A 20,457-nucleotide genomic window follows, 5' to 3' on the forward strand; every position below is an offset into this window, starting at 1 on the left:
GACACCCCACCCATGTACAAGACGCTCTTCCAGCTCCTGTTCCGGCGCATGGACCCCGAACAGGCCCACCACCTCGCCGTCGGCTGGATCCGGCTCGCCGCCCGGGTGCCCGTGCTGCGCACCCTCGTCGCCGCCGTGCTCGCCCCCCGCCACCGCGAACTGCGCACCGAGGCGCTCGGCCTGCGGCTGCACAGCCCCTTCGGGCTGGCCGCCGGGTTCGACAAGAACGCGGTCGCCGTCGACGGCCTGGCCATGCTCGGCTTCGACCACGTCGAGATCGGCACCGTCACCGGCGAGCCCCAGCCCGGCAACCCCCGCACCCGGCTCTTCCGGCTGACCGCCGACCGGGCGCTGATCAACCGCATGGGCTTCAACAACGACGGCTCCGCCGCCGTCGCCGCCCGGCTCGCCGCCCGCCGCGAGGTCTTCCGGACCACCGTGGGCGTCAACATCGGCAAGACCAAGGCCGTCCCCGAGGCGGAGGCCGTCGCCGACTACGTGAAGTCCACCGAGCGGCTCGCCCGCCACGCCGACTACCTCGTCGTCAACGTCTCCTCCCCGAACACCCCCGGGCTCCGCGACCTCCAGGCCGTGGACCAGCTGCGCCCCCTGCTCACCGCCGTGCGCGAGGCCGCCGACCGCTCGGTCACCGGCCGCCGGGTGCCCCTGCTGGTCAAGATCGCGCCGGACCTCGCCGACGCCGACGTCGACGCCGTCGCGGACCTCGCCGTGGAGCTGGGCCTCGACGGGATCATCGCCACCAACACCACCATCGCCCGCGAGGGCCTCGGCCTGAAGAGCGACCCCGCGCTGCTCGCGGAGGCGGGCGGACTCTCCGGCGCCCCCCTCAAGGAGCGCTCCCTGGAGGTGCTGCGCAGGCTGTACGCCCGGGTCGGCGACCGCATCGTCCTGGTGGGCGTCGGCGGCGTCGAGGACGCCGAGGACGTCTGGCAGCGGATCCTGGCCGGTGCCACCCTGGTCCAGGGGTACAGCGCCTTCATCTACCGGGGCCCGGCCTGGGCCCGGGGCGTCCACCACGGGCTCGCCGCCCGGCTGGCCGCCTCCCCGTACGCCACCCTCGCCGAGGCCGTCGGCGCCGACTCCAGGAGCACCCCGTGACCGCCGCCCCCGCACCCTTCGGCGCCCGGCTGCGCCGCGCCATGGACGAGCGCGGCCCGCTGTGCGTCGGGATCGACCCGCACGCCTCCCTGCTGACCTCCTGGGGCCTCGGCGACGACCTCGCCGGACTGGAGCGCTTCAGCCGGACCGTGGTGGAGGCCCTGGCCGACCGGGTCGCGGTGCTGAAGCCGCAGAGCGCCTTCTTCGAGCGGTTCGGCTCGCGGGGCGTCGCCGTGCTGGAGACCTGCGTGGCCGAGGCCCGGCAGGCCGGTGCGCTGGTCCTGATGGACGCCAAGCGCGGTGACATCGGCTCGACCATGGCCGCGTACGCCGAGACCTACCTCCGGCCCGGCGCCCCGCTCTTCTCCGACGCCCTCACCGTCTCGCCCTACCTCGGCTACGGCTCCCTGGCGCCCGCCGTCGGGCTGGCGCGGGAGAGCGGCACCGGACTGTTCGTCCTCGCGCTGACCTCCAACCCGGAGGGCGCCGAGGTCCAGCACGCCGTCCGGGGCGACGGACGCGACGTCGGCGCCACCATGCTCGCCCGGCTCGCCGGGGAGAACGCCCCCGAGGTGGCGGACGGCGCCGGGCTCGGTTCCTTCGGGGCCGTGGTCGGGGCGACCCTCGGCGACCTCTCCTCCTACGACCTGGAGATCGGCGGCCCGCTGCTGGCGCCCGGCATCGGGGCCCAGGGCGCGACCCCGGCGGACCTGCCCCGGGTCTTCGGCGCCGCGGTGCGCCAGGTGGTGCCCAACGTCAGCCGGGGGGTGCTGCGGCACGGTCCGGACCCGGTCGCCCTGCGGGACTCGGCGGAGCGGTTCGCGGACGAGGTCCGGGCGGCGGTCCGCACGGCCTGACCGGCCCGGTCACGCCGCGTCCGCCGGCGGTCCGGCCCCGCGTCGCCCGTCCGGGTGACGCGGGGGGAGGCGGACCGCACGGGGGCGCGCTCCACGGGCCGCGCGCCGGGCGGTGGGAAAAGCACCGGTTTCGGCGTCACGAGGGGTGGGCAGCCTCCGGAATTCGGATGTGGACGCGCCGTCCGCGACGCGCCCCGCCCGGCGTGTCTTCTGAAAGAGTTCTCAGAAACGGGGTTCTTTTGCCCGTAAATGTCGGGCTCGATCAAGGCTGACCAGGAGTTTTCCGCTGTTCTCGCTGACTCCGGGGGCCATGGCCGCTAGTCTCCGTCGAGAGCGGACGGGCAAGCGCGTTGCTCGTTGCTCCCCAGGTGTGGGGCGACTAGGTTCCTCACCGGACTGCTGTACCTGACAGACATCCGACCAGTTCGACATCCGAGGTGACGTAGGCGTGGCTCTTCCGCCCCTTACCCCTGAACAGCGCGCAGCCGCGCTCGAAAAGGCCGCCGCGGCTCGCCGGGAGCGGGCCGAGGTCAAGAATCGACTCAAGCACTCCGGCGCCTCCCTCCACGAGGTCATCAAGCAGGGCCAGGAGAACGACGTCATCGGCAAGATGAAGGTCTCCGCCCTCCTTGAGTCCCTGCCGGGCGTGGGCAAGGTCCGCGCCAAGCAGATCATGGAGCGGCTCGGCATCTCCGAGAGCCGGCGGGTCCGAGGTCTCGGCTCCAACCAGATCGCGTCCCTGGAGCGCGAGTTCGGCGGCGGCCCCGCCTGATTTCCCGGGCACCCCCGGGAGGCTGGATAATCGCTCCATGGCTGCAACATCCCGGGGGACGACCCCCGTGCCCCCGGACGTACGTCCGCGGCTGACCGTGCTCTCCGGCCCCTCCGGGGTCGGCAAGAGCACGGTCGTCGCCCATATGCGCGAAGAACACCCCGAGGTCTGGCTCTCGGTCTCGGCCACCACGCGTCGCCCCCGGCCCGGCGAGCAGCACGGTGTGCAGTACTTCTTCGTCACCGACGAGGAATTCGACAAGCTGATCGCCAACGGCGAGCTGCTGGAGTGGGCCGAGTTCGCGGGCAACCGCTACGGCACCCCCCGCGCGGCCGTCCAGGAGCGCCTGGAGGCCGGGGAGCCGGTCCTCCTGGAGATCGACCTCCAGGGCGCCCGGCTGGTGCGGGAGTCCATGCGGGACGCCCGGCTGGTCTTCCTGGCCCCGCCGTCCTGGGACGAGCTGGTCCGGCGGCTGACCGGGCGGGGCACCGAGCCCCCCGAGGTCATCGCCCGGCGGCTGGAGGCCGCCAAGGTCGAGCTGGCCGCCGAGTCCGAGTTCGACACCACCCTGGTCAACACCTCCGTCAAGGACGTGGCGCGTGAGCTGCTAGCCTTGATGAACGTGGTGTGATCCTCGCTGGTCCCATCCCGTCTTTTCCCTCAGGTCCCGCCCACCGCCTCCGCGCGGACGGCGCCGGGGCCGACAATCGGAAGGTAGAGCGTGTCCTCTTCCATCACCGCGCCCGAGGGCATCATCAACCCGCCGATCGACGAGTTGCTTGAGGCCACCGACTCCAAGTACAGCCTGGTGATCTACGCGGCCAAGCGGGCCCGTCAGATCAACGCGTACTACTCCCAGCTCGGCGAGGGCCTGCTGGAGTACGTCGGTCCCCTCGTCGACACCCACGTCCACGAGAAGCCGCTCTCGATCGCCCTGCGCGAGATCAACGCGGGTCTGCTGACCTCCGAGGCCGTCGACGGCCCCAACCAGTAGTCACCGTTCCACCCGTCACGGGCCCGGCAGCGACGCTGCCGGGCCCGTGGTGTCTCATGGGTAGGTACAGGCACACAGCGCGCGCGGCGGCCGAGGCCGCGCCCAGCCGAGTCGGGGAGACACATGAACAAGGCGGCCAGGCCGAGGGTGGTGCTCGGGGTCAGCGGGGGCATCGCGGCCTACAAGGCGTGCGAGCTGCTGCGACGGCTCACCGAGTCCGGACACGAGGTGCGGGTGGTCCCCACCGCCTCGGCCCTCCAGTTCGTGGGCGCCGCCACCTGGTCCGCGCTCTCCGGCCAGCCCGTCGCCACCGAGGTGTGGTCCGACGTCCACGAGGTGCCCCACGTCCGCATCGGCCAGCGGGCCGACCTCGTGGTGGTCGCGCCCGCCACCGCCGACCTGCTCGCCAAGGCCGCCCACGGCCTCGCCGACGACCTGCTCACCAACACCCTGCTCACCGCGCGCTGCCCCGTCGTCTTCGCGCCCGCCATGCACACCGAGATGTGGGAGCACCCCGCCACCCAGGAGAACGTGGCCACCCTGCGCCGCCGGGGGGCGGTCGTCATCGAACCCGCCGTCGGCCGTCTGACCGGCGTCGACACCGGCAAGGGCCGGCTGCCGGACCCCGCCGAGCTCTTCGAGGTCTGCCGCCGGGTCCTCGCCCGGGGCGTACGGGAGCCCGACCTCACCGGACGGCACGTGGTGATCAGCGCGGGCGGCACCCGGGAACCCCTCGACCCGGTCCGCTTCCTCGGCAACCGCTCCTCCGGCAAGCAGGGCTACGCGCTGGCCCGCACCGCCGCCGCCCGGGGCGCCCGGGTCACCCTGGTGGGCGCCAACACCGCCGGGACGCTCCCCGTCCCCGCGGGCGTGGACCTGGTGCCGGTGGGCACCGCGGCGGAACTCCGGGACGCCGTGCTGAAGGCCGCCGCCGACGCCGACGTGGTGGTCATGGCCGCGGCCGTGGCCGACTTCCGGCCCGCCGTCCGCACCCCCGGCAAGATCAAGAAACGGGACGGCGAGGAGCCCGCGCCCCTCGCCCTGGTACGGAATCCGGACATCCTCGCGGAGCTGTCCCGGGACCGGGCCCGTCCGGGACAGCTGGTGGTCGGCTTCGCCGCCGAGACCGACGACGTCCTGGCCAACGGCCGGGAGAAGCTCCGCCGCAAGGGCTGTGACCTGCTCGTCGTCAACGAGGTCGGAGAGCGCAAGACCTTCGGGGCGGACGAGAACGAGGCCGTCGTCCTCGGCGCGGACGGCAGCGAGACCCCCGTCCCGTTCGGGCCGAAGGAAGTCCTCGCCGACACCGTGTGGGACCTGGTCGCGGGCCGTTTTCCCGCCGCGTCCGCCGAATGAGATCGGTTTCCCGCCAGATCCTTCGCCCGTCCGGCCGTCCCTCCCCGACAAGCCCCCCTAATCGGGCGGGGCGCTCTGGTGGAGAGCCCCGGCCGTGCACCAGAATGCCGGTGCCGCAGGTCACAGGGCTCCCACGTGGCGAGACACGTGACCCGTCCGGTGAGCACGACCGATAAACTGGTGACGGACCACCCGGGCTTGCAGCCTCCGGAGGGTCCGCCATGAACAGCCAGCAGCCGCTGCAACCACAGGGAGCGATGTGTCCCGCCGTCTCTTCACCTCGGAGTCCGTGACCGAGGGTCACCCCGACAAGATCGCCGATCAGATCAGCGACACCATTCTCGACGCGCTTCTGCGGGAGGACCCGACGTCCCGGGTCGCCGTGGAAACGCTGATCACCACCGGCCTGGTCCATGTGGCCGGAGAGGTCACGACGAAGGCGTACGCGCCGATCGCGCAGCTCGTCCGCGAGACGATCCTCGGCATCGGTTACGACTCCTCGAAGAAGGGCTTCGACGGCGCCTCCTGCGGCGTCTCGGTCTCCATCGGGGCCCAGTCGCCCGACATCGCCCAAGGCGTCGACACGGCGTACGAGAGCCGGGTCGAGGGCGACGAGGACGAGCTGGACCGGCAGGGCGCCGGCGACCAGGGCCTGATGTTCGGATACGCGTGCGACGAGACGCCCGAGCTGATGCCGTTGCCCATCCACCTGGCGCACCGTCTGTCGCGGCGGCTCTCCGAGGTCCGCAAGAACGGGACCATCCCCTACCTGCGCCCCGACGGCAAGACGCAGGTCACCATCGAGTACGACGGCGACAAGGCCGTCCGGCTCGACACGGTCGTCGTCTCCTCGCAGCACGCCTCCGACATCGACCTGGACTCGCTGCTCGCGCCCGACATCCGCGAGTTCGTCGTCGAGCCCGAGCTGAAGGCGCTCCTGGACGACGGCATCAAGCTGGAGACCGAGGGCTACCGCCTGCTGGTCAACCCGACCGGACGCTTCGAGATCGGCGGCCCCATGGGCGACGCCGGACTCACCGGTCGCAAGATCATCATCGACACCTACGGCGGCTACGCCCGCCACGGCGGCGGCGCCTTCTCCGGCAAGGACCCGTCCAAGGTGGACCGCTCCGCTGCGTACGCCATGCGCTGGGTCGCCAAGAACGTCGTCGCGGCCGGGCTCGCCGCCCGCTGCGAGGTCCAGGTCGCCTACGCGATCGGCAAGGCCGAGCCCGTCGGTCTGTTCATCGAGACCTTCGGCAGCAACACGGTCGACACCGACCGGATCGAGAGCGCGATCTCCCAGGTCTTCGACCTGCGCCCGGCCGCGATCATCCGCGACCTCGACCTGCTGCGCCCGATCTACGCCCAGACCGCCGCGTACGGCCACTTCGGCCGTGAGCTGCCGGACTTCACCTGGGAGCGCACCGACCGCGTGGACGCGCTGCGCGCCGCCGCCGGGCTCTGATCCCCACGGCTCCCGCACGGGGGCCGGTCACCGCCGAGCGCGGTGACCGGCCCCCGTCGTCGTCCCGCCGCCCCGTCCGGGCGGCCCCGTGGGCCGGGCGCCGCTGTCAGTGGGGTCTGGTAGGAATGCGGGTGTGAGCAGCGGACACCACGGGGCGACCGACGGCGGCGCGGACCGGGACGAGCCCGCCCCGCCCGAGCAGCTCGCCCTGATCCGCGACACCCTCCGCAAGGCCGCCGTCCCCCGCGCCAAGCCCCGCACCTGGCGGGGCGCCGCCCTCGCTCCCCACCTCCCGGTGGCCCGGGTCCTGGTCGACAAGGGCGTGCTCCACCTCGACCGCTACTTCGACTACGCCGTCCCCGAGGACCTCGACGCCGACGCCCGGCCCGGCGTCCGGGTCCGGGTCCGCTTCGGCGCGGGCCGGGGCCAGGTCCGCGACGGCCGCCGCGAGGGCGGCGGGCTGGTCGACGGCTTCCTCGTCGACCGGATCGCCGAGTCCGACTACCCCGGCCCCCTCGCCGCCCTCGCCCAGGTCGTCTCCCCGGAACCGGTCCTCGGACCGGAGCTGCTGGCCCTCGCCCGCGCCGTGGCCGACCGCTACGCGGGCAGCCTCGCGGACGTCCTGCAACTGGCCGTCCCCCCGCGCAGCGCCCGTGCCGAACGCCGCCCCTCGCCCGATCCGCTGCCCCCGCCGCCCGCCCCGGACCCCGGCTCCTGGGAGCGGTACCGGCAGGGCCCCGCCTTCCTCGCCGCCCTCGCGGGCGGCGGCTCCCCCCGCGCGGTCTGGACCGCCCTGCCGGGCCCCGGCTGGGCGGAGGAGATCGCCCGCGCCGTCGCCGCCGCCCTCGCCTCCGGCCGGGGCGCCCTCGTCGTGGTCCCCGACGGCCGGGTCGTCGCCCGGGTGGACGCCGCCCTGACGGCCCTGCTCGGCCCCGGACGGCACGCGGTGCTCACCGCCGAGGCCGGGCCGGAGAAGCGGTACGGACAGTGGCTGGCGGTCAGCCGGGGATCGGTCCGGGCCGTTGTCGGCACCCGGGCCGCGATGTTCGCCCCGGTCCGTGACCTGGGGCTGGTCGTCCTCTGGGACGACGGCGACTCCAGCCACGCCGAACAGCACGCGCCCCAGCCGCACGCCCGCGAGGTGCTGCTGCTGCGCGCCGCCCACGAAGGGTGCGGATTCCTCCTCGGGGACCTCGGCTGCACGGTGGAGGCCGCCCAGCTCGTCGAGACGGGCTGGGCCCGTCCCCTGACGGCCGACCGGGACCGGGTGCGGGCCGCCGCGCCGCTGGTGCGGACCGTCGGGGACGCGGAGCTGGCCCGGGACGGGGCGGCCCGCGCCGCCCGGCTGCCCTCGCTGGCCTGGCGGGTGGCCCGGGAGGGGCTGGCCCGGGGCCCGGTCCTGGTCCAGGTGCCGCGCCGGGGCTACGTCCCGAGGCTCTCCTGCGAACGCTGCCGGACGCCCGCGCGCTGCCGCCACTGCGCGGGTCCGCTGGCCGCCCGGGAGGACGGCCCGCTCGGCTGCGCCTGGTGCGGCCGGGAGGAGAACGGCTGGCACTGTCCGGAGTGCGGCGGGTTCCGGCTGCGCGCCCGGGTGGTGGGCGCCCGGCGCACCGCCGAGGAGCTGGGCCGGGCGTTCCCGGCCGTCCCGGTGCGGACCTCCGGCCGGGAACAGGTCCTGGACACCGTCCCGGACGCCCCGGCGCTGGTGGTCAGCACCCCCGGGGCGGAGCCGGTGGCCGAGGGCGGCTACGCGGCGGCGCTGCTGCTGGACGGCTGGGCGATGCTCTCCCGGCCCGATCTGCGGGCGGGCGAGGAGGCGCTGCGGCACTGGCTCGGGGCGAGCGCGCTGGTCCGGGACCAGGGCGCGGGCGGCACGGTGGTGGTGGTCGCGGAGCCCTCCCTGCGGCCGGTGCAGGCGCTGGTCCGGTGGGATCCGGTCGGCCACGCGGTGCGGGAGCTGGCGGAACGGGCCGAGCTGGGGTTCCCCCCGGTGTCCCGGATGGCGTCGGTGGCCGGTCCGGTGGAGGAGGTCGCCGCCTTCCTGGCGGCGGTGGAGCTGCCCGCCGAGGCGGTGCTGCTCGGACCGGTGCCGATGGCCGCGCCCGGCGGGCGCCCCCCGGGTCCGCCCGGGGCGGTGGCGCCCGCCGGGGAGCCCTGGGAGCGCGCGCTGCTGAGGGTGCCTCCCGGCCGGGGGGCGGCGCTGGCGGCGGCGCTGAAGACGGCGCAGGCCGCCCGGACGGCGCGGGGCGCCGGGGGCGGGGTGCGGGTCCGGGTGGACCCGCCGGACATCGGCTGAGCCCCTCCGGGCCCCGGCTGGCCCCGGCTGGGCGCTGGCGGCGGCGCGGGGCGCCCGGACGGCGGGGGCGCCCGGACGGCGCGGGGCGCCGGGGCCGGGGGCCGAGCCCTGCCGGGGACCGGGCCCCGTTGGGCCTCGGCTGGCCCCGCTGGGCCCGGCTTTCCAGGGTCGCCCCTTCTCTTCGGGCGGGCTGCGGGCGTAGTGCCCTGCGGGGTGCCCACCCTGGCCCTCCGGCGGGTTCGCCGGTGCGGTGCCCACCCTGCTTCCGGCCTTCCGGCCTTCCGGCCTTCCGGCCTTCCGGCCTTCCGGCCTTCCGGCCTTCCGGCCTTCCGGCGGGCCGTCGGTGCCGTGCCGTCCGGGCGTCCGCGCCGTTCTTCCGGCTTTCCCCGCCGGTCTTCCGGCGGTCCCTGCGGTTCCGGCGGGCCCGGGCTCCCCGTGGCTCGCGGGTGCTGTGTGGGTGGCCGCCCTGGCTTCCGGGCTTCCGGTGTGCCCGCCGGTGCCGTGGTGTGGCGCCCGGGCGCCCGTGCCGTTCTCCGGCTTTCCCTCCGGACTCGGGTGGGCCAGCAGATCTTCTGACGTCCGGTCGGGAAGCCGGTCGTGGGGGCCCGGCCCGGGGCGCGCCGCTCCGATGCCGTGCCCTGCCCGGCTCGTCGGCGGACAGGGGCACGGGGGACGCGGGCCGTGGGGCCGGAAGCGCGGACACGGCGACGGGCCGTCGCGCGGTGTGCCGCGCGACGGCCCGGATGCCGGAGGTCTCGTCGTGGTGCTTCTGCCCCGGAGGCGGCCGGGGGTGGGGGTCGGCGCCCCGGGGCGGTCGGGTCGCCCGTCCTCCGACGCGGGGTCGCGTGGTGACGGGACGGCCGGGCGGGGGCGGATCAGCCGTTGCGGGGGCCCGGGAACGCGGGGGGCCGGGGGTCGTCGCGCAGGGCCGGGCCGCCGCCCACCGGCTGGGTCGGCATGGTCCGGGCCGCCGGGACGGCGGGCAGCGGGCCCGCCACCCCGACCGGGCGGGCGGTCGCCGCCTCCTGGCCGCGCTCGGCCTCTGCGGCGGCCTGCGCGGCGGCCCGCCGCGCGCCGTAACGACGGTGCACGGCCTGCTTGGTGACACCGAGGGCGGAGCCCACCGCGTCCCAGGAGAACCCCAGCGACCGGTCGAAGTCCACGGCGGCGGTGACCAGGGTCTCCACGCTGTCCCGCAGCTCCTGGGCGAGACGGACGGTGGGCGCGGGGGCGCGCCCGTAGACGACGAAGCCCGTGGACGGGCCCGATCGGCGGGGACGGTAGACGTTGCCCAGTTGGGCGGTGAGCGTACGCAGGGCGTCCACCTGTCGGCGGACCCGCTCGATGTCCCGCACCAGCAGGTGCAGACTGGCCCGTGCCTGTGCGTCGTGGGTTGCGTGGTCGGCCATCAGACAAGCCTCTCGAACCGGCGGTGGAATGGGGGTGCGCCGGGCCGTGTGGACGGCCCGGCGGTCAACGCTGTCTTGACCAACGCGCCACACCAGGAGTGGTCACGGTGCCGGGGCGCACGACATACGGGGCGGGGCGCACACCACGACGTACGCCCCCGGCGTGCCCCGGCCCCGTCCCCCATAGACTGGTGCGCTGCTCACCGAGCGCGCGTCGTGTACGCGAAGCCCCCGCCCGAGAGGCCGACAGCCACTGATGAAGCTCGTCTTCGCAGGCACCCCCGAGGTCGCCGTCCCCGCCCTTGACGCCCTGATCGCCTCCGACCGGCACGAGGTCGCCGCCGTTGTCACCCGGCCCGACGCCCCCGCCGGACGGGGCCGCAGACTGATCGCCAGCCCCGTCGCCGAGCGCGCCGAGGAAGCCGGGATCGAGGTGCTGAAGCCCGCCCGGCCCCGGGACGAGGACTTCCTGGCACGGCTGCGGGAGATCGCCCCGGACTGCTGCCCGGTCGTCGCCTACGGCGCCCTGCTGCCCCAGGTCGCCCTGGACGTCCCGGTCCACGGCTGGGTCAACCTCCACTTCTCGCTGCTGCCCGCCTGGCGCGGCGCGGCGCCCGTCCAGCACGCGGTGATGGCGGGCGACGAGATCACCGGCGCCTCGACCTTCCTGATCGAGCGGGGCCTGGACTCCGGGCCGGTGTTCGGCACGGTCACCGAGCTGGTGCGGCCCACCGACACCAGCGGCGATCTGCTCACCCGGCTCGCCTTCGCGGGCGCCGGACTGCTCGCCGCCACCATGGACGGCATCGAGGACGGGGCGCTCAAGGCGGTGCCGCAGCCCGCCGACGGCGTCACCCTCGCCCCGAAGATCACCGTGGAGGACGCCCGGATCGACTGGACGGCCCCCGCCCTGCGGGTGGACCGGGTGGTGCGCGGCTGCACCCCCGCGCCCGGCGCGTGGACCGTCTTCCGGGGCGAGCGGCTGAAGCTCGTCCAGGCCGCCCCGGCGGCCGACCGCACCGACCTCGCCCCCGGTGAGCTGGCCGTCGGCAAGAACAGCGTGCACGTCGGCAGCGGCTCGCACGCGGTGGAACTGCTGTGGGTCCAGGCCCAGGGCAAGAAGCCGATGCGGGCCGCCGACTGGGCCCGGGGCGTCCGGATCGCGGCGGGGGAGCGGCTCGACGGCTGACCGCCCCGGCCGCCGGGGGTGGGCGTCCGCCACGGGACGTACGCTGGACGGGGCCGGTGCCGGCCGGTGCCGCGCCGGACCCCGTGCCCGTGGTCCCCGGGCGCCCGTCCCGCTCCCTCCGGGTCCTTCCAGGGCCCTCCCGCCCCCGTCTCCCTCCTCTTCCCCCTTCCCGCCCTTCCGGTTTCTCCCGTCTTCCGCTCTCCTTCCTGTTCGTCCCCCTTTCTCCGGAGCACCTTTTCGTGAACGATCAGCGGCGCAGGCCGACGCAGTCCCCCTCCCGGCGTCCCGGCAAGCCCTACCGGCGGCCGGAGAAGGACCCCGTGCGCGTCCTCGCCTTCGACGCCCTGCGGGCCGTGGACGAACGCGACGCGTACGCCAACCTCGTGCTGCCGCCCCTGCTGCGCAAGGCCAGGGAGCAGGGCGGCTTCGACGACCGGGACGCGGCGTTCGCCACCGAGCTGGTCTACGGCACCCTCCGCCGTCAGGGCACCTACGACGCGGTGATCTCGGCCTGTGTGGACCGGCCGCTGCGCGAGGTCGACCCGCCGGTGCTGGACGTGCTCAGCCTCGGCGCCCACCAGCTCCTCGGCACCCGCATCCCCACCCACGCGGCGGTCTCCGCGTCGGTGGAGCTGGCCCGGGTGGTGCTCGGCGACGGCCGGGCGAAGTTCGTCAACGCGGTGCTCCGCAAGGTGGCCCAGCACGACCTGGACGGCTGGCTGGAGCGCGTGGCCCCGTCCTACGACGAGGACCCCGAGGACCACCTGGCCGTGGTCCACTCCCACCCGCGCTGGGTGGTCTCGGCGCTCTGGGACTCCCTGGGCGGCGGGCGGGCCGGGATCGAGGAACTGCTGGAGGCCGACAACGAGCGTCCCGAGGTGACGCTGGTCGCCCGGCCCGGCCGGATGTCCGCCGGGGAGCTGCGCGAGGGGCTGGCCGCCCAGGGCGCGGTGGAGGGCCGCTGGTCGCCGTACGCCGTGCGGCTCACGGAGGGCGGGGAGCCCGGCGCCCTGGACGCCGTCCGCGAGGGCCGGGCCGGGGTGCAGGACGAGGGCAGCCAGCTGGTCGCGCTCGCCCTGGCGAACGCCCCGCTCGACGGGCCCGACCGGCGGTGGCTGGACGGCTGCGCCGGACCCGGCGGCAAGGCCGCCCTGCTGGCCGGGCTGGCCGCCGGGCGGGGCGCCGTGCTCCTCGCCGCCGAGAAGCAGCCGCACCGCGCCGGGCTGGTGGCCCGCGCGCTGGCCGGGAACCCGGGGCCGTACCAGGTCGTGACCGCCGACGGGACCCGTCCGCCGTGGCGGCCCGGCAGCTTCGACCGGGTGCTGGTGGACGTGCCCTGCACCGGACTCGGTGCCCTGCGCCGCCGTCCGGAGGCCCGCTGGCGCCGTCGTCCGGAGGACCTCGCGGGCTTCGCGCCCCTCCAGCGCGCGTTGCTGGAGCGGGCGCTGGAGTCGGTGCGGGTGGGCGGGGTGGTGGGGTACGCGACCTGCTCGCCGCACCTCGCGGAGACCCGGGCGGTGGTGGACGACGTGCTGCGCGGTTCCGGGGGGTCCGGAGAGGTCCCGTCGGCCGAGCTGATCGACGCCCGCCCGCTGCTGCCGGGCGTCCCGGTGCTGGGGGAGGGGCCGGACGTCCAGCTCTGGCCGCATCTGCACGGCACCGACGCCATGTACCTGGCGCTGATCCGCCGCACCGGCTGACGCCCTCCGCGTCTCCCGCCGGGTTCACCAGGGGTCCACCGTCCGTTCCGGTGGGCCCCTGCGGCGTATCCGGGCGCGTCCCCCCTCCCTGGTCCTTCCGGGCCGGACGCTTTCCGGGGAGACAGCCGCGCGTTCATGCGATACGGTACGTCTCGTCTCGTTGAACAGGGGAAGGGAAAACAGACGATGGAACGCTTCGTCGACGTGGTGCCCGGGGTCCGGCTGTGGACGCGTCAGGACGGACCCGCCGACGCGCCCGCCCTGCTGCTGGTCATGGGAGCCGGGGCAGCCGGGCTCGGCTGGCCGGACGGGCTGGTGGAGCGGCTCGCCGCCCACCACCGGGTGATCCGCTACGACCACCGGGACACCGGCCGCTCCACCTGGTCGTTCGACGACGACCCGTATCCGCTCACCGAGCTGGCCGAGGACGCCGTCCGGGTGCTCGACGGGCTCGGGATCGACCGGGCGCACGTCGTGGGCATGTCCCTGGGCGGGATGCTCACCCAACTGCTCGTGGCCGACCACCCCGACCGGGTGCTCAGCGCCACCCTGATCGGCGTCAACGCGCTCAGCGAGCGGCCCTACGCCCACCCCGACGGCACCCTGACGCCCCCCGGGGAACTGCCCGGCATCGACCCCGGGATCCTGGAGGTGTGGTCCCGGCCCGTGGCGGACGAGGGGCCGGGGGCGGAGCTGGAGCGCCGGATCGAGCACTGGCGGCTGCTCGGCGGCGGGCTGCTGCCCTTCGACGAGGCGTTCGCCCGTGATCTGGAGCGGAGGATCATCGAGCACACCGGGCACCACACGCCCCCCACCGCGCACGCCCGGGCCGACTACTCCGGCATGGTCCGCACGGAGGAGCTGGCCCGTACCGAGGTGCCGGCGCTCGTCGTCGCCGCCCCGGGCGAACCCGTCTTCCCGCCGCCGCACGCCCAGCACCTCGCGCAGGCGGTCCGGGGCGCCCGGGTCGTCGAGGTGCCCGGCATGGGACACGCGCTGCCGCCCGCCGTGCACGCCCCGCTCGCCGCCGCGATCCTGGAGCACACGGTGGCGGCCGCGCGGTGAACCCGGCGGCCGGTGGGGCCCCGCCCGGTCGCCCGCCCCGGTCGCTCACTCCGGCCAGGGGGACTCGCGGATCGTCGTCACGAAGTCCCCGGGGACGAAACCGGGGACGAAGTGGCGCAGCACGTCCGCCTTGACGTTGCCGAAGGTGGTCTCCGGGCGCGGGGCGACGCCCTCGGCGAACGCCCGGAGGATCTCCCCCCTTGAAGCCGGGGCGCGGATGCGCGGCGGTCACCGCGTCGCGGGCCGTCGCCGGGAGGTCGTGGTAGCCGATGCCCAGGACGTCGTACTCGACCCCCGCCGTCACCAGCGCCACCTCCGGTTCCATGTGCGCCGGGATGCCCGGGGTGGTGTGCAGGGCGATAGCCGTCCAGACGCGGCGCACGCTGTCCTCCGGCAGTCCGTACCCGCGCAGGAAGCCACGGGCCGCGTCGGCGCCGTCCACCTCGAAGCGGCGCCCGCTGGACCGGTACGGCCCGCCCAGCCCGACGTCGTGGAACATCGCCGCCACGTAGAGCAGTTCGGGGTCGAAGCCCAGCCCCCGGCGGGCGCCCTGGAGGGCGCCGAAGAAGTACACCCGGCGGGAGTGGTGGTAGATCAGTCCGTCCGTGGTGTCCCGGACGAACTCGGTCGCGGCCACCGCGACCTCCGTGTCCGGGACGGACACCCCGGCGACCTCGGTGGGGGAGTCGTGCTGGTCCCTCGTGTGCGTCATGGCGTGCGCTCCCTGGGAGGGGACGTTTCGGCCGGTCCGGGGGGTCCGGGCGGCCCGGGTGCCGGTCCGGGTGCCGGGCCGGGCGCCGGAGGGCCCGTCCCGGGGACCGCGTCCGGGCGGGCCGGAGCGGACCGGGGCGGGACCAGGACGGGACCGGGGCGGGCAACCGCCGTCCGGCATGGCAGTCTTGGACCATGGCCGTGCAGATCAATCCCAGTATTCTCTCCGCAGACTTCGCCCGCCTCGCCGAAGAGGCCCGTGCGGTGGACGGCGCCGACTGGCTCCACGTCGACGTCATGGACAACCACTTCGTCCCGAACCTCACCCTGGGCGTGCCCGTCGTGGAGTCCCTGGCGCGCGCCACGGACATCCCGCTCGACTGCCACCTCATGATCGAGGACCCCGACCGCTGGGCACCCCAGTACGTCGAGGCGGGCGCGGGCTCCGTCACCTTCCACGCGGAGGCGGCCGCGGCCCCGGTCCGGCTCGCCCGTGAGATCCGGGCCAAGGGCGCCCGCGCCTCGATGGCCCTGAAACCGGCCACCCCCGTCGAGCCCTACGAGGACCTCCTGCCGGAGCTCGACATGCTGCTGATCATGACGGTGGAGCCCGGGTTCGGCGGGCAGGCGTTCCTCGACGTCGTCCTCCCCAAGATCCGCCGCACCCGTGAGCTGATCTCCAAGCACGGTCTCGAACTGTGGCTCCAGATCGACGGCGGGGTCTCGGCCGCCACCATCGAGCGCTGCGCGGAGGCCGGGGCGGACGTGTTCGTGGCGGGCTCCGCCGTCTACGGTGCCGACGACCCGGCGGAGGCCGTACGCGGACTGCGCGCCCTGGCGGAGTCGGCCGTCGCCGGCGGCGGCCGGGGATGCGCGCACTGAGCCACTGGCAGATGAACGGCGTTTCATCCAAGCTGATCGGCCGGAGCGGATCTGCGAGGATGAACGGCGACCCCCTGGGCCCCCTCGTCGCGAGCGGACCAGGTCGTGAAAGAAGTGAACAGCAGTGAGGAGATCGCCTTGACTGGCTTCTCGGCGGGCCGCTCGGCCATGCGGATGGGACCCGCTGAGCTGGTGCAGGCCGCCGCCATGGCCCGCCGCTTCTACCTGGAGGGCAAGTCCAAGATCCAGATCGCCGAGGAGTTCGGCGTGAGCCGCTTCAAGGTGGCGCGGGTCCTGGAGACCGCCCTCGAACGGGATCTCGTACGGATCGAGATCCGGGTGCCCGCCGAACTGGACGCGGAGCGCTCCGACGCGCTGCGCGCCCGCTACGGTCTGCGGCACGCCGTCGTCGTCGAGGCGCCCGCCGAGGCGGAGGAGTCCCCGGACCCGGAGAACCTCGGTGAGGTCGCCGCCGACCTGCTCGGCGAGCTGGTCACCGAGGGGGACGTCCTCGGTCTGGCGTGGGGGCGCTCGACCATCCACATGGCCGCCGCGCTCGACCGGCTGCCGCAGTGCACGGTCGTCCAGCTGACCGGGGTCTACGACGCGGGGACCGCCGAGCGGGGGTCCGTCGAGGCGGTCCGCCGGGCCGCCCAGGTCTCCGGGGGCGACGCGCACCCCATCTACGCGCCGATGCTGCTGCCGGACGCGGCCACCGCGACGGCGCTGCGGCACCAGACCGGGATCGCCCGCGCGTTCGAGTACTTCGACAAGGTGACGGTCGCCTGCGTCTCCATCGGCTCCTGGGAGCCGGGCATCTCCACCGTGCACGACATGCTCACCGACGAGGAGCGCGCGCACTACGCCTCGCTGGGGGTCGCCGCCGAGATGTCCGCGCACCTGTTCGACTCGGACGGGCGGCGGGTCGGCCGGGACCTGGGGGAGCGCTGCATCACGGTCGAGGCCGACCGGCTGCGGCGCATCCCGGAGGTCATCGCCATCGCCGGAGGCCGCCGGAAGGCCGCGGCGATCGACGCGGTGCTGCGCTCCGGACTCGTCACCAGCCTGGTGACCGACACGGCGGCGGCCGACGTCCTGATGGCGTCGGCGGGGGAGCTCCCGTCGCCCGCGCTGGAGCGGAAGGACCCGGACGGGGCGTAGTCCCGGGACCGGTACCGTCCCGCTCCTCCTCCTTCCCCGTCCGACCCGTCTTCCCCGTCCGCCCCGTCCGCTCCGTTCCGGCGCGGGCGGGGCGGACGGGTGAGCGGTGGGACGCCGTTCCCGGCCGTCCGGCCGTCCCGCGCGGTGGTCGGCGGGTGAGCCGGGGCGGGGTGTGATGGGCTGGTGGGGGCGCGCCCGGGCGCGGTGCGCGCCGGACGCCGGGCCCGTCGGCCCCGCGTCCCGGGCGAGCGGAGGGCGCGATCGTGGAACGGTGCCTGGTCACGGGGGCCAGCGGGTACATCGGCGGCCGTCTGGTGCCCGAACTGCTCACCGCCGGGTACCGGGTGCGCTGCGCGGCCCGTGATCCGCGCGTGCTGCGCGACCACCCGTGGGCCGACCGCGTGGAGACCGCCCGGATGGACGTCACCGACGCCGACTCCGTGGCCGCCGCGCTCCGGGACGTGGACGTGGCCTACTACCTGGTCCACGCGATGGGCGGCGGCCCCCGCTTCGAGCGCGTCGACCGCGAGGCCGCCCGCGTCTTCGGCGAACGGGCCCGCGCCGCGGGCGTCCGCCGGATCGTCTACCTCGGCGGCCTCACCCCGGCCGGGGTGCCCGAACGGGAGCTCTCCCCGCACCTGCGCTCCCGCGCCGAGGTCGGCCGGGTCCTGCTGGCCTCCGGCGTCCCCACCACGGTGCTCCGGGCCGCCGTCGTCATCGGCTCCGGCTCCGCCTCCTTCGAGATGCTGCGCTACCTCACCGAACGACTCCCCGTCATGGTCACCCCCAGCTGGGTCGCCACCCGCGTCCAGCCGATCGCCGTCCGCGACGTGCTGCGCTACCTGGTGGGGGCCGCCGCGATGCCCGACGACGTCAACCGCGCCTTCGACATCGGCGGGCCCGACATCATGACCTACCGCGAGATGATGACCCGCTACGCGGCCGTCGCCGGTCTTCCGCACCGGCTGATCCTCCCCGTCCCGATGCTCTCGCCCGGCCTGTCCAGCCACTGGATCGGACTGGTCACCCCGGTGCCCCGGGCCCTCGCCCGGCCGCTCGCCGAGTCGCTGCGCCACGAGGTCGTCCAGCGCGACCACGACATCACCCGCTACGTGCCCGACCCGCCCGGCCATCCGCTGCCCTTCGACACCGCGCTCGCCCTCGCCCTGCGCCGGGTCCGGGAGGCCAACGTCGCCACCCGGTGGTCCTCCGCCGCGCCCCCCGGCGCCCCCAGCGACCCGCTGCCCACCGACCCCGACTGGGCGGGCGGCAGCCTCTACGCGGACCGCCGGGAGGCGGTGGTCGACGCCCCGCCCGACGCCCTGTGGCGGGTCATCGAGGGCATCGGCGGCGAGAACGGCTGGTACTCCTTCCCCCTGGCCTGGGCGGTGCGGGGCTGGCTGGACCGGCTGATCGGCGGGGTGGGGCTCAGCCGGGGGCGCCGGGACGCGACCCGGCTGCGTGCCGGGGACTCACTGGACTTCTGGCGGGTCGAGGAGATCGAGCCGGGACGGCTGCTGCGGCTGCGCGCCGAGATGCGGCTGCCCGGACTCGCCTGGCTGGAGCTGACCGCCGACCCCGCCGGGGACGGCCGCGCCCGCTACCGCCAGCGGGCCCTGTTCCATCCGCGCGGACTGCTGGGACACCTCTACTGGTGGAGCGTCTCGCCGTTCCACGCCGTGGTCTTCGGCGGAATGGTCCGCAACATCGCCCGGACGGCCGAGCGCGACCGGGACGAGGGGCCCGCCACCGGGTAGACGGTCACCCGTGGCGCGTTCGCCCGGGCGGTCCGGGCCGCGCGCGGGCGCGTCGGGACGTCCCGGCCCGGCCCGTTCCGACGGGTGCTTCCGGTCCCGGGTCGTGTCCGGCGGACGTCCCGGACCGGACCCGCGCCCGGCGGACGTCCCGGACCTGACCGCGCCCGGCGGACGCTCCGCCCGAACGCATCCGACGGGCGCCCCGGCCCCGAAGAGGGGACGTGCCCGCCCCACCCCGGCCGAGGAGTGCCGCCATGACCGTCTCCGTCGTCCTGTACACCTCCGACCTGCGGCTGCGCGACCACCCGCCGCTGCGCGCCGCGCTCGACGGCGCCGACGAGGTGGTCCCGCTGTTCGTCCGGGACCCGGACGTCGCGGAGGCCGGGTTCGCCGTCCCCAACCGGCTGGCCTTCCTCGCGGACTGCCTCCGGGACCTCGACGCCGGACTGCGGGAGCGCGGCGGACGGCTGGTGGTGCGCTCCGGCGACCCGGTGGACGTCGTGCGCGCGGTCATGGCCGAGTCGGGCGCCCGTGAGGTGCACCTCGCGGCGGGGGCCAGCGGCTACGCGGCCCGCCGCGAACGGCGGCTCGCGGCGGCCGTAGGCGAGGCGGGAGGACGGCTCACCGCGCACGACGCGGTGACCACCGTGCTGGCGCCCGGCGCCGTCACCCCCCAGGGCTCGGACCACTACGCCGTCTTCACGCCCTACCTCCGCCGCTGGAGCGCCGAGAGCCCGCGCACACCGCTCGCCGCGCCGCGCCGGGTCCCGGTGCCCGGGGGCGTCGGCTCGGAGCCCCTGCCCGAACGGTCCCGGGTGGCGGGCACCTCCCCGGGGCTCGCCCGGGGAGGCGAGACCGAGGGCCGGGCCCGGGCCGGGCGCTGGCTGCGGCGACGGCTGGACACCTACGAGGACGGACACGACGACCTGGCCGGTGACGTCACCTCACGGCTCTCCCCGCACCTGCACTTCGGGACCCTCTCCGCCGCCGGACTCGTCCACCGGGCCCGGGCGGCCGGGGGACCCGGCGCCGACGCCTTCGTCCGCCAGCTGTGCTGGCGCGACTTCCACCACCAGGTCCTCGCCGCCCGCCCGGACGCCTCGACCGCCGACTACCGCCCCCGGCACGACCGGTGGCGCACCGGGGCGGCGGCCGACCGGGACGCCGACGCCTGGCGCGAGGGCCGCACCGGCTACCCGGTGGTGGACGCGGCGATGCGCCAACTGCGGTACGAGGGGTGGACGCACAACCGGGGACGGCTGCTCGCGGCGAGCTTCCTCACCAAGACCCTGTACCTGGACTGGCGCATCGGCGCCCGGCACTTCCTGGACCTGCTGGTCGACGGGGACGTCGCGAACAACCAGCTCAACTGGCAGTGGGCGGCCGGGACCGGCACCGACACCCGTCCCAACCGGGTCCTCAACCCGGTGCGCCAGGGCAGGCGCTACGACCCGGACGGCGACTACGTACGGCGATGGGTGCCCGAACTGGCGGGGCTGGCGGGGGCGCGCGTCCACGAGCCCTGGAAGCTCTCCGGACCGGAGCGGGCGCGGTACGACTACCCCGGGCCGATCGTGGAACTCTCCGAGGCGACCGACCGGTTCCACCGGGCCCGGGAACGGGAGTGAACCGTCCGTGGCCCGGCGGTCCCGCCCCGGGCCGTACGGTCCGCCCGCCCCCGCCCCGGGCCGTACGGTCCGGCACCGGCACCGGCACCAGCC

Annotated in this window: 16 protein-coding genes and 1 pseudogene; 15 read left to right on the forward strand and 2 right to left on the reverse strand. The window is 75.6% G+C overall.

Going from position 1 to position 20,457, the window contains the following annotated elements; genetic code table 11:
• Positions 1-12: 12 nt before the first annotated feature.
• The 8 genes from ACVWNX_RS29445 to ACVWNX_RS29480 all read left to right on the forward strand — a co-directional run bounded on the left by ACVWNX_RS29445 (position 13) and on the right by ACVWNX_RS29480 (position 8,862).
• Positions 13-1,119: a quinone-dependent dihydroorotate dehydrogenase gene (locus ACVWNX_RS29445; protein ID WP_454411221.1), complete on the forward strand. Its 1,107-nt coding sequence runs from the start codon at positions 13-15 to the stop codon at positions 1,117-1,119.
• Complete coding sequence (gene pyrF / locus ACVWNX_RS29450) at positions 1,116-1,976, forward strand: orotidine-5'-phosphate decarboxylase (RefSeq protein ID WP_454411222.1); 861 nt, start codon at positions 1,116-1,118, stop codon at positions 1,974-1,976. The genes ACVWNX_RS29445 and pyrF overlap by 4 nt, the downstream gene beginning before the upstream one ends.
• 448 nt (positions 1,977-2,424) lie before the next feature.
• A complete protein-coding gene (locus tag ACVWNX_RS29455) occupies positions 2,425-2,748 on the forward strand; it encodes an integration host factor (protein ID WP_003956414.1) in 324 nt (107 codons plus the stop codon).
• A 37-nt stretch (positions 2,749-2,785) separates the two neighbouring features.
• Positions 2,786-3,379, forward strand: coding sequence for a guanylate kinase (gene gmk / locus ACVWNX_RS29460; protein ID WP_454411223.1), 594 nt, complete (start codon positions 2,786-2,788; stop codon positions 3,377-3,379).
• A 90-nt stretch (positions 3,380-3,469) separates the two neighbouring features.
• Positions 3,470-3,742 carry a DNA-directed RNA polymerase subunit omega gene (gene rpoZ, locus ACVWNX_RS29465; protein WP_454411224.1) on the forward strand — a complete coding sequence of 91 codons (273 nt, stop codon included), beginning with the start codon at positions 3,470-3,472 and terminating at the stop codon, positions 3,740-3,742.
• 123 nt (positions 3,743-3,865) lie between these two features.
• On the forward strand, positions 3,866-5,098 hold the full coding sequence (gene coaBC, locus ACVWNX_RS29470; RefSeq protein ID WP_454411225.1) for a bifunctional phosphopantothenoylcysteine decarboxylase/phosphopantothenate--cysteine ligase CoaBC: 1,233 nt from the start codon (positions 3,866-3,868) through the stop codon (positions 5,096-5,098).
• A gap of 259 nt (positions 5,099-5,357) precedes the next feature.
• Positions 5,358-6,566, forward strand: coding sequence for a methionine adenosyltransferase (metK, locus tag ACVWNX_RS29475; protein ID WP_454411226.1), 1,209 nt, complete (start codon positions 5,358-5,360; stop codon positions 6,564-6,566).
• A 133-nt stretch (positions 6,567-6,699) separates the two neighbouring features.
• Positions 6,700-8,862 carry a primosomal protein N' gene (locus tag ACVWNX_RS29480; RefSeq protein WP_454411227.1) on the forward strand — a complete coding sequence of 721 codons (2,163 nt, stop codon included), beginning with the start codon at positions 6,700-6,702 and terminating at the stop codon, positions 8,860-8,862.
• Between the two features lie 875 nt (positions 8,863-9,737).
• Here the strand turns inward: ACVWNX_RS29480 and ACVWNX_RS29485 are convergent.
• A complete protein-coding gene (locus ACVWNX_RS29485) occupies positions 9,738-10,271 on the reverse strand; it encodes a hypothetical protein (RefSeq protein ID WP_454411228.1) in 534 nt (177 codons plus the stop codon).
• A 256-nt stretch (positions 10,272-10,527) separates the two neighbouring features.
• On the opposite strand from ACVWNX_RS29485, the gene fmt reads away from it, so the two are divergent.
• From fmt to ACVWNX_RS29500, 3 genes are all read left to right on the forward strand, one after another.
• On the forward strand, positions 10,528-11,460 hold the full coding sequence (gene fmt, locus ACVWNX_RS29490) for a methionyl-tRNA formyltransferase (RefSeq protein ID WP_454411229.1): 933 nt from the start codon (positions 10,528-10,530) through the stop codon (positions 11,458-11,460).
• 239 nt (positions 11,461-11,699) lie between these two features.
• Positions 11,700-13,160, forward strand: a complete 1,461-nt coding sequence (locus ACVWNX_RS29495) for an RsmB/NOP family class I SAM-dependent RNA methyltransferase (RefSeq protein WP_454411230.1) — start codon at positions 11,700-11,702, stop codon at positions 13,158-13,160.
• 186 nt (positions 13,161-13,346) lie between these two features.
• Positions 13,347-14,225, forward strand: coding sequence for an alpha/beta fold hydrolase (locus tag ACVWNX_RS29500; RefSeq protein ID WP_454411231.1), 879 nt, complete (start codon positions 13,347-13,349; stop codon positions 14,223-14,225).
• 45 nt (positions 14,226-14,270) lie between these two features.
• Here the strand turns inward: ACVWNX_RS29500 and ACVWNX_RS29505 are convergent.
• Positions 14,271-14,937: pseudogene (locus tag ACVWNX_RS29505) on the reverse strand (HD domain-containing protein).
• Between the two features lie 194 nt (positions 14,938-15,131).
• Between ACVWNX_RS29505 and rpe the strand changes: the two are divergent.
• The 4 genes from rpe (at position 15,132) to ACVWNX_RS29525 (ending at position 20,364) form a co-directional block, all read left to right on the forward strand.
• A complete protein-coding gene (gene rpe, locus ACVWNX_RS29510; RefSeq protein ID WP_454411232.1) occupies positions 15,132-15,818 on the forward strand; it encodes a ribulose-phosphate 3-epimerase in 687 nt (228 codons plus the stop codon).
• A 114-nt stretch (positions 15,819-15,932) separates the two neighbouring features.
• Complete coding sequence (locus ACVWNX_RS29515; protein ID WP_454411233.1) at positions 15,933-16,979, forward strand: sugar-binding transcriptional regulator; 1,047 nt, start codon at positions 15,933-15,935, stop codon at positions 16,977-16,979.
• A 260-nt stretch (positions 16,980-17,239) separates the two neighbouring features.
• Positions 17,240-18,736 (forward strand): SDR family oxidoreductase, encoded by a 1,497-nt coding sequence (locus tag ACVWNX_RS29520; protein WP_454414988.1) that lies wholly within the window; start codon positions 17,240-17,242, stop codon positions 18,734-18,736.
• 254 nt (positions 18,737-18,990) lie between these two features.
• A complete protein-coding gene (locus ACVWNX_RS29525) occupies positions 18,991-20,364 on the forward strand; it encodes a cryptochrome/photolyase family protein (protein WP_454411234.1) in 1,374 nt (457 codons plus the stop codon).
• The last annotated feature ends 93 nt before the right edge of the window (positions 20,365-20,457 follow it).

Source organism: Streptomyces sp. JNUCC 64 (genome assembly GCF_054484115.1).

Excerpts from the sequence above, each read along its gene's own strand:
- ACVWNX_RS29445 (WP_454411221.1), top strand. The coding sequence starts at position 13 with ATGTACAAGACGCTCTTCCAGCTCCTGTTCCGGCGCATGGACCCCGAA.
- gmk (WP_454411223.1), top strand. The coding sequence starts at position 2,786 with ATGGCTGCAACATCCCGGGGGACGACCCCCGTGCCCCCGGACGTACGT.
- coaBC (WP_454411225.1), top strand. The coding sequence starts at position 3,866 with ATGAACAAGGCGGCCAGGCCGAGGGTGGTGCTCGGGGTCAGCGGGGGC.
- ACVWNX_RS29485 (WP_454411228.1), bottom strand. The coding sequence starts at position 10,271 with ATGGCCGACCACGCAACCCACGACGCACAGGCACGGGCCAGTCTGCAC.
- fmt (WP_454411229.1), top strand. The coding sequence starts at position 10,528 with ATGAAGCTCGTCTTCGCAGGCACCCCCGAGGTCGCCGTCCCCGCCCTT.
- ACVWNX_RS29500 (WP_454411231.1), top strand. The coding sequence starts at position 13,347 with ATGGAACGCTTCGTCGACGTGGTGCCCGGGGTCCGGCTGTGGACGCGT.
- rpe (WP_454411232.1), top strand. The coding sequence starts at position 15,132 with ATGGCCGTGCAGATCAATCCCAGTATTCTCTCCGCAGACTTCGCCCGC.
- ACVWNX_RS29525 (WP_454411234.1), top strand. The coding sequence starts at position 18,991 with ATGACCGTCTCCGTCGTCCTGTACACCTCCGACCTGCGGCTGCGCGAC.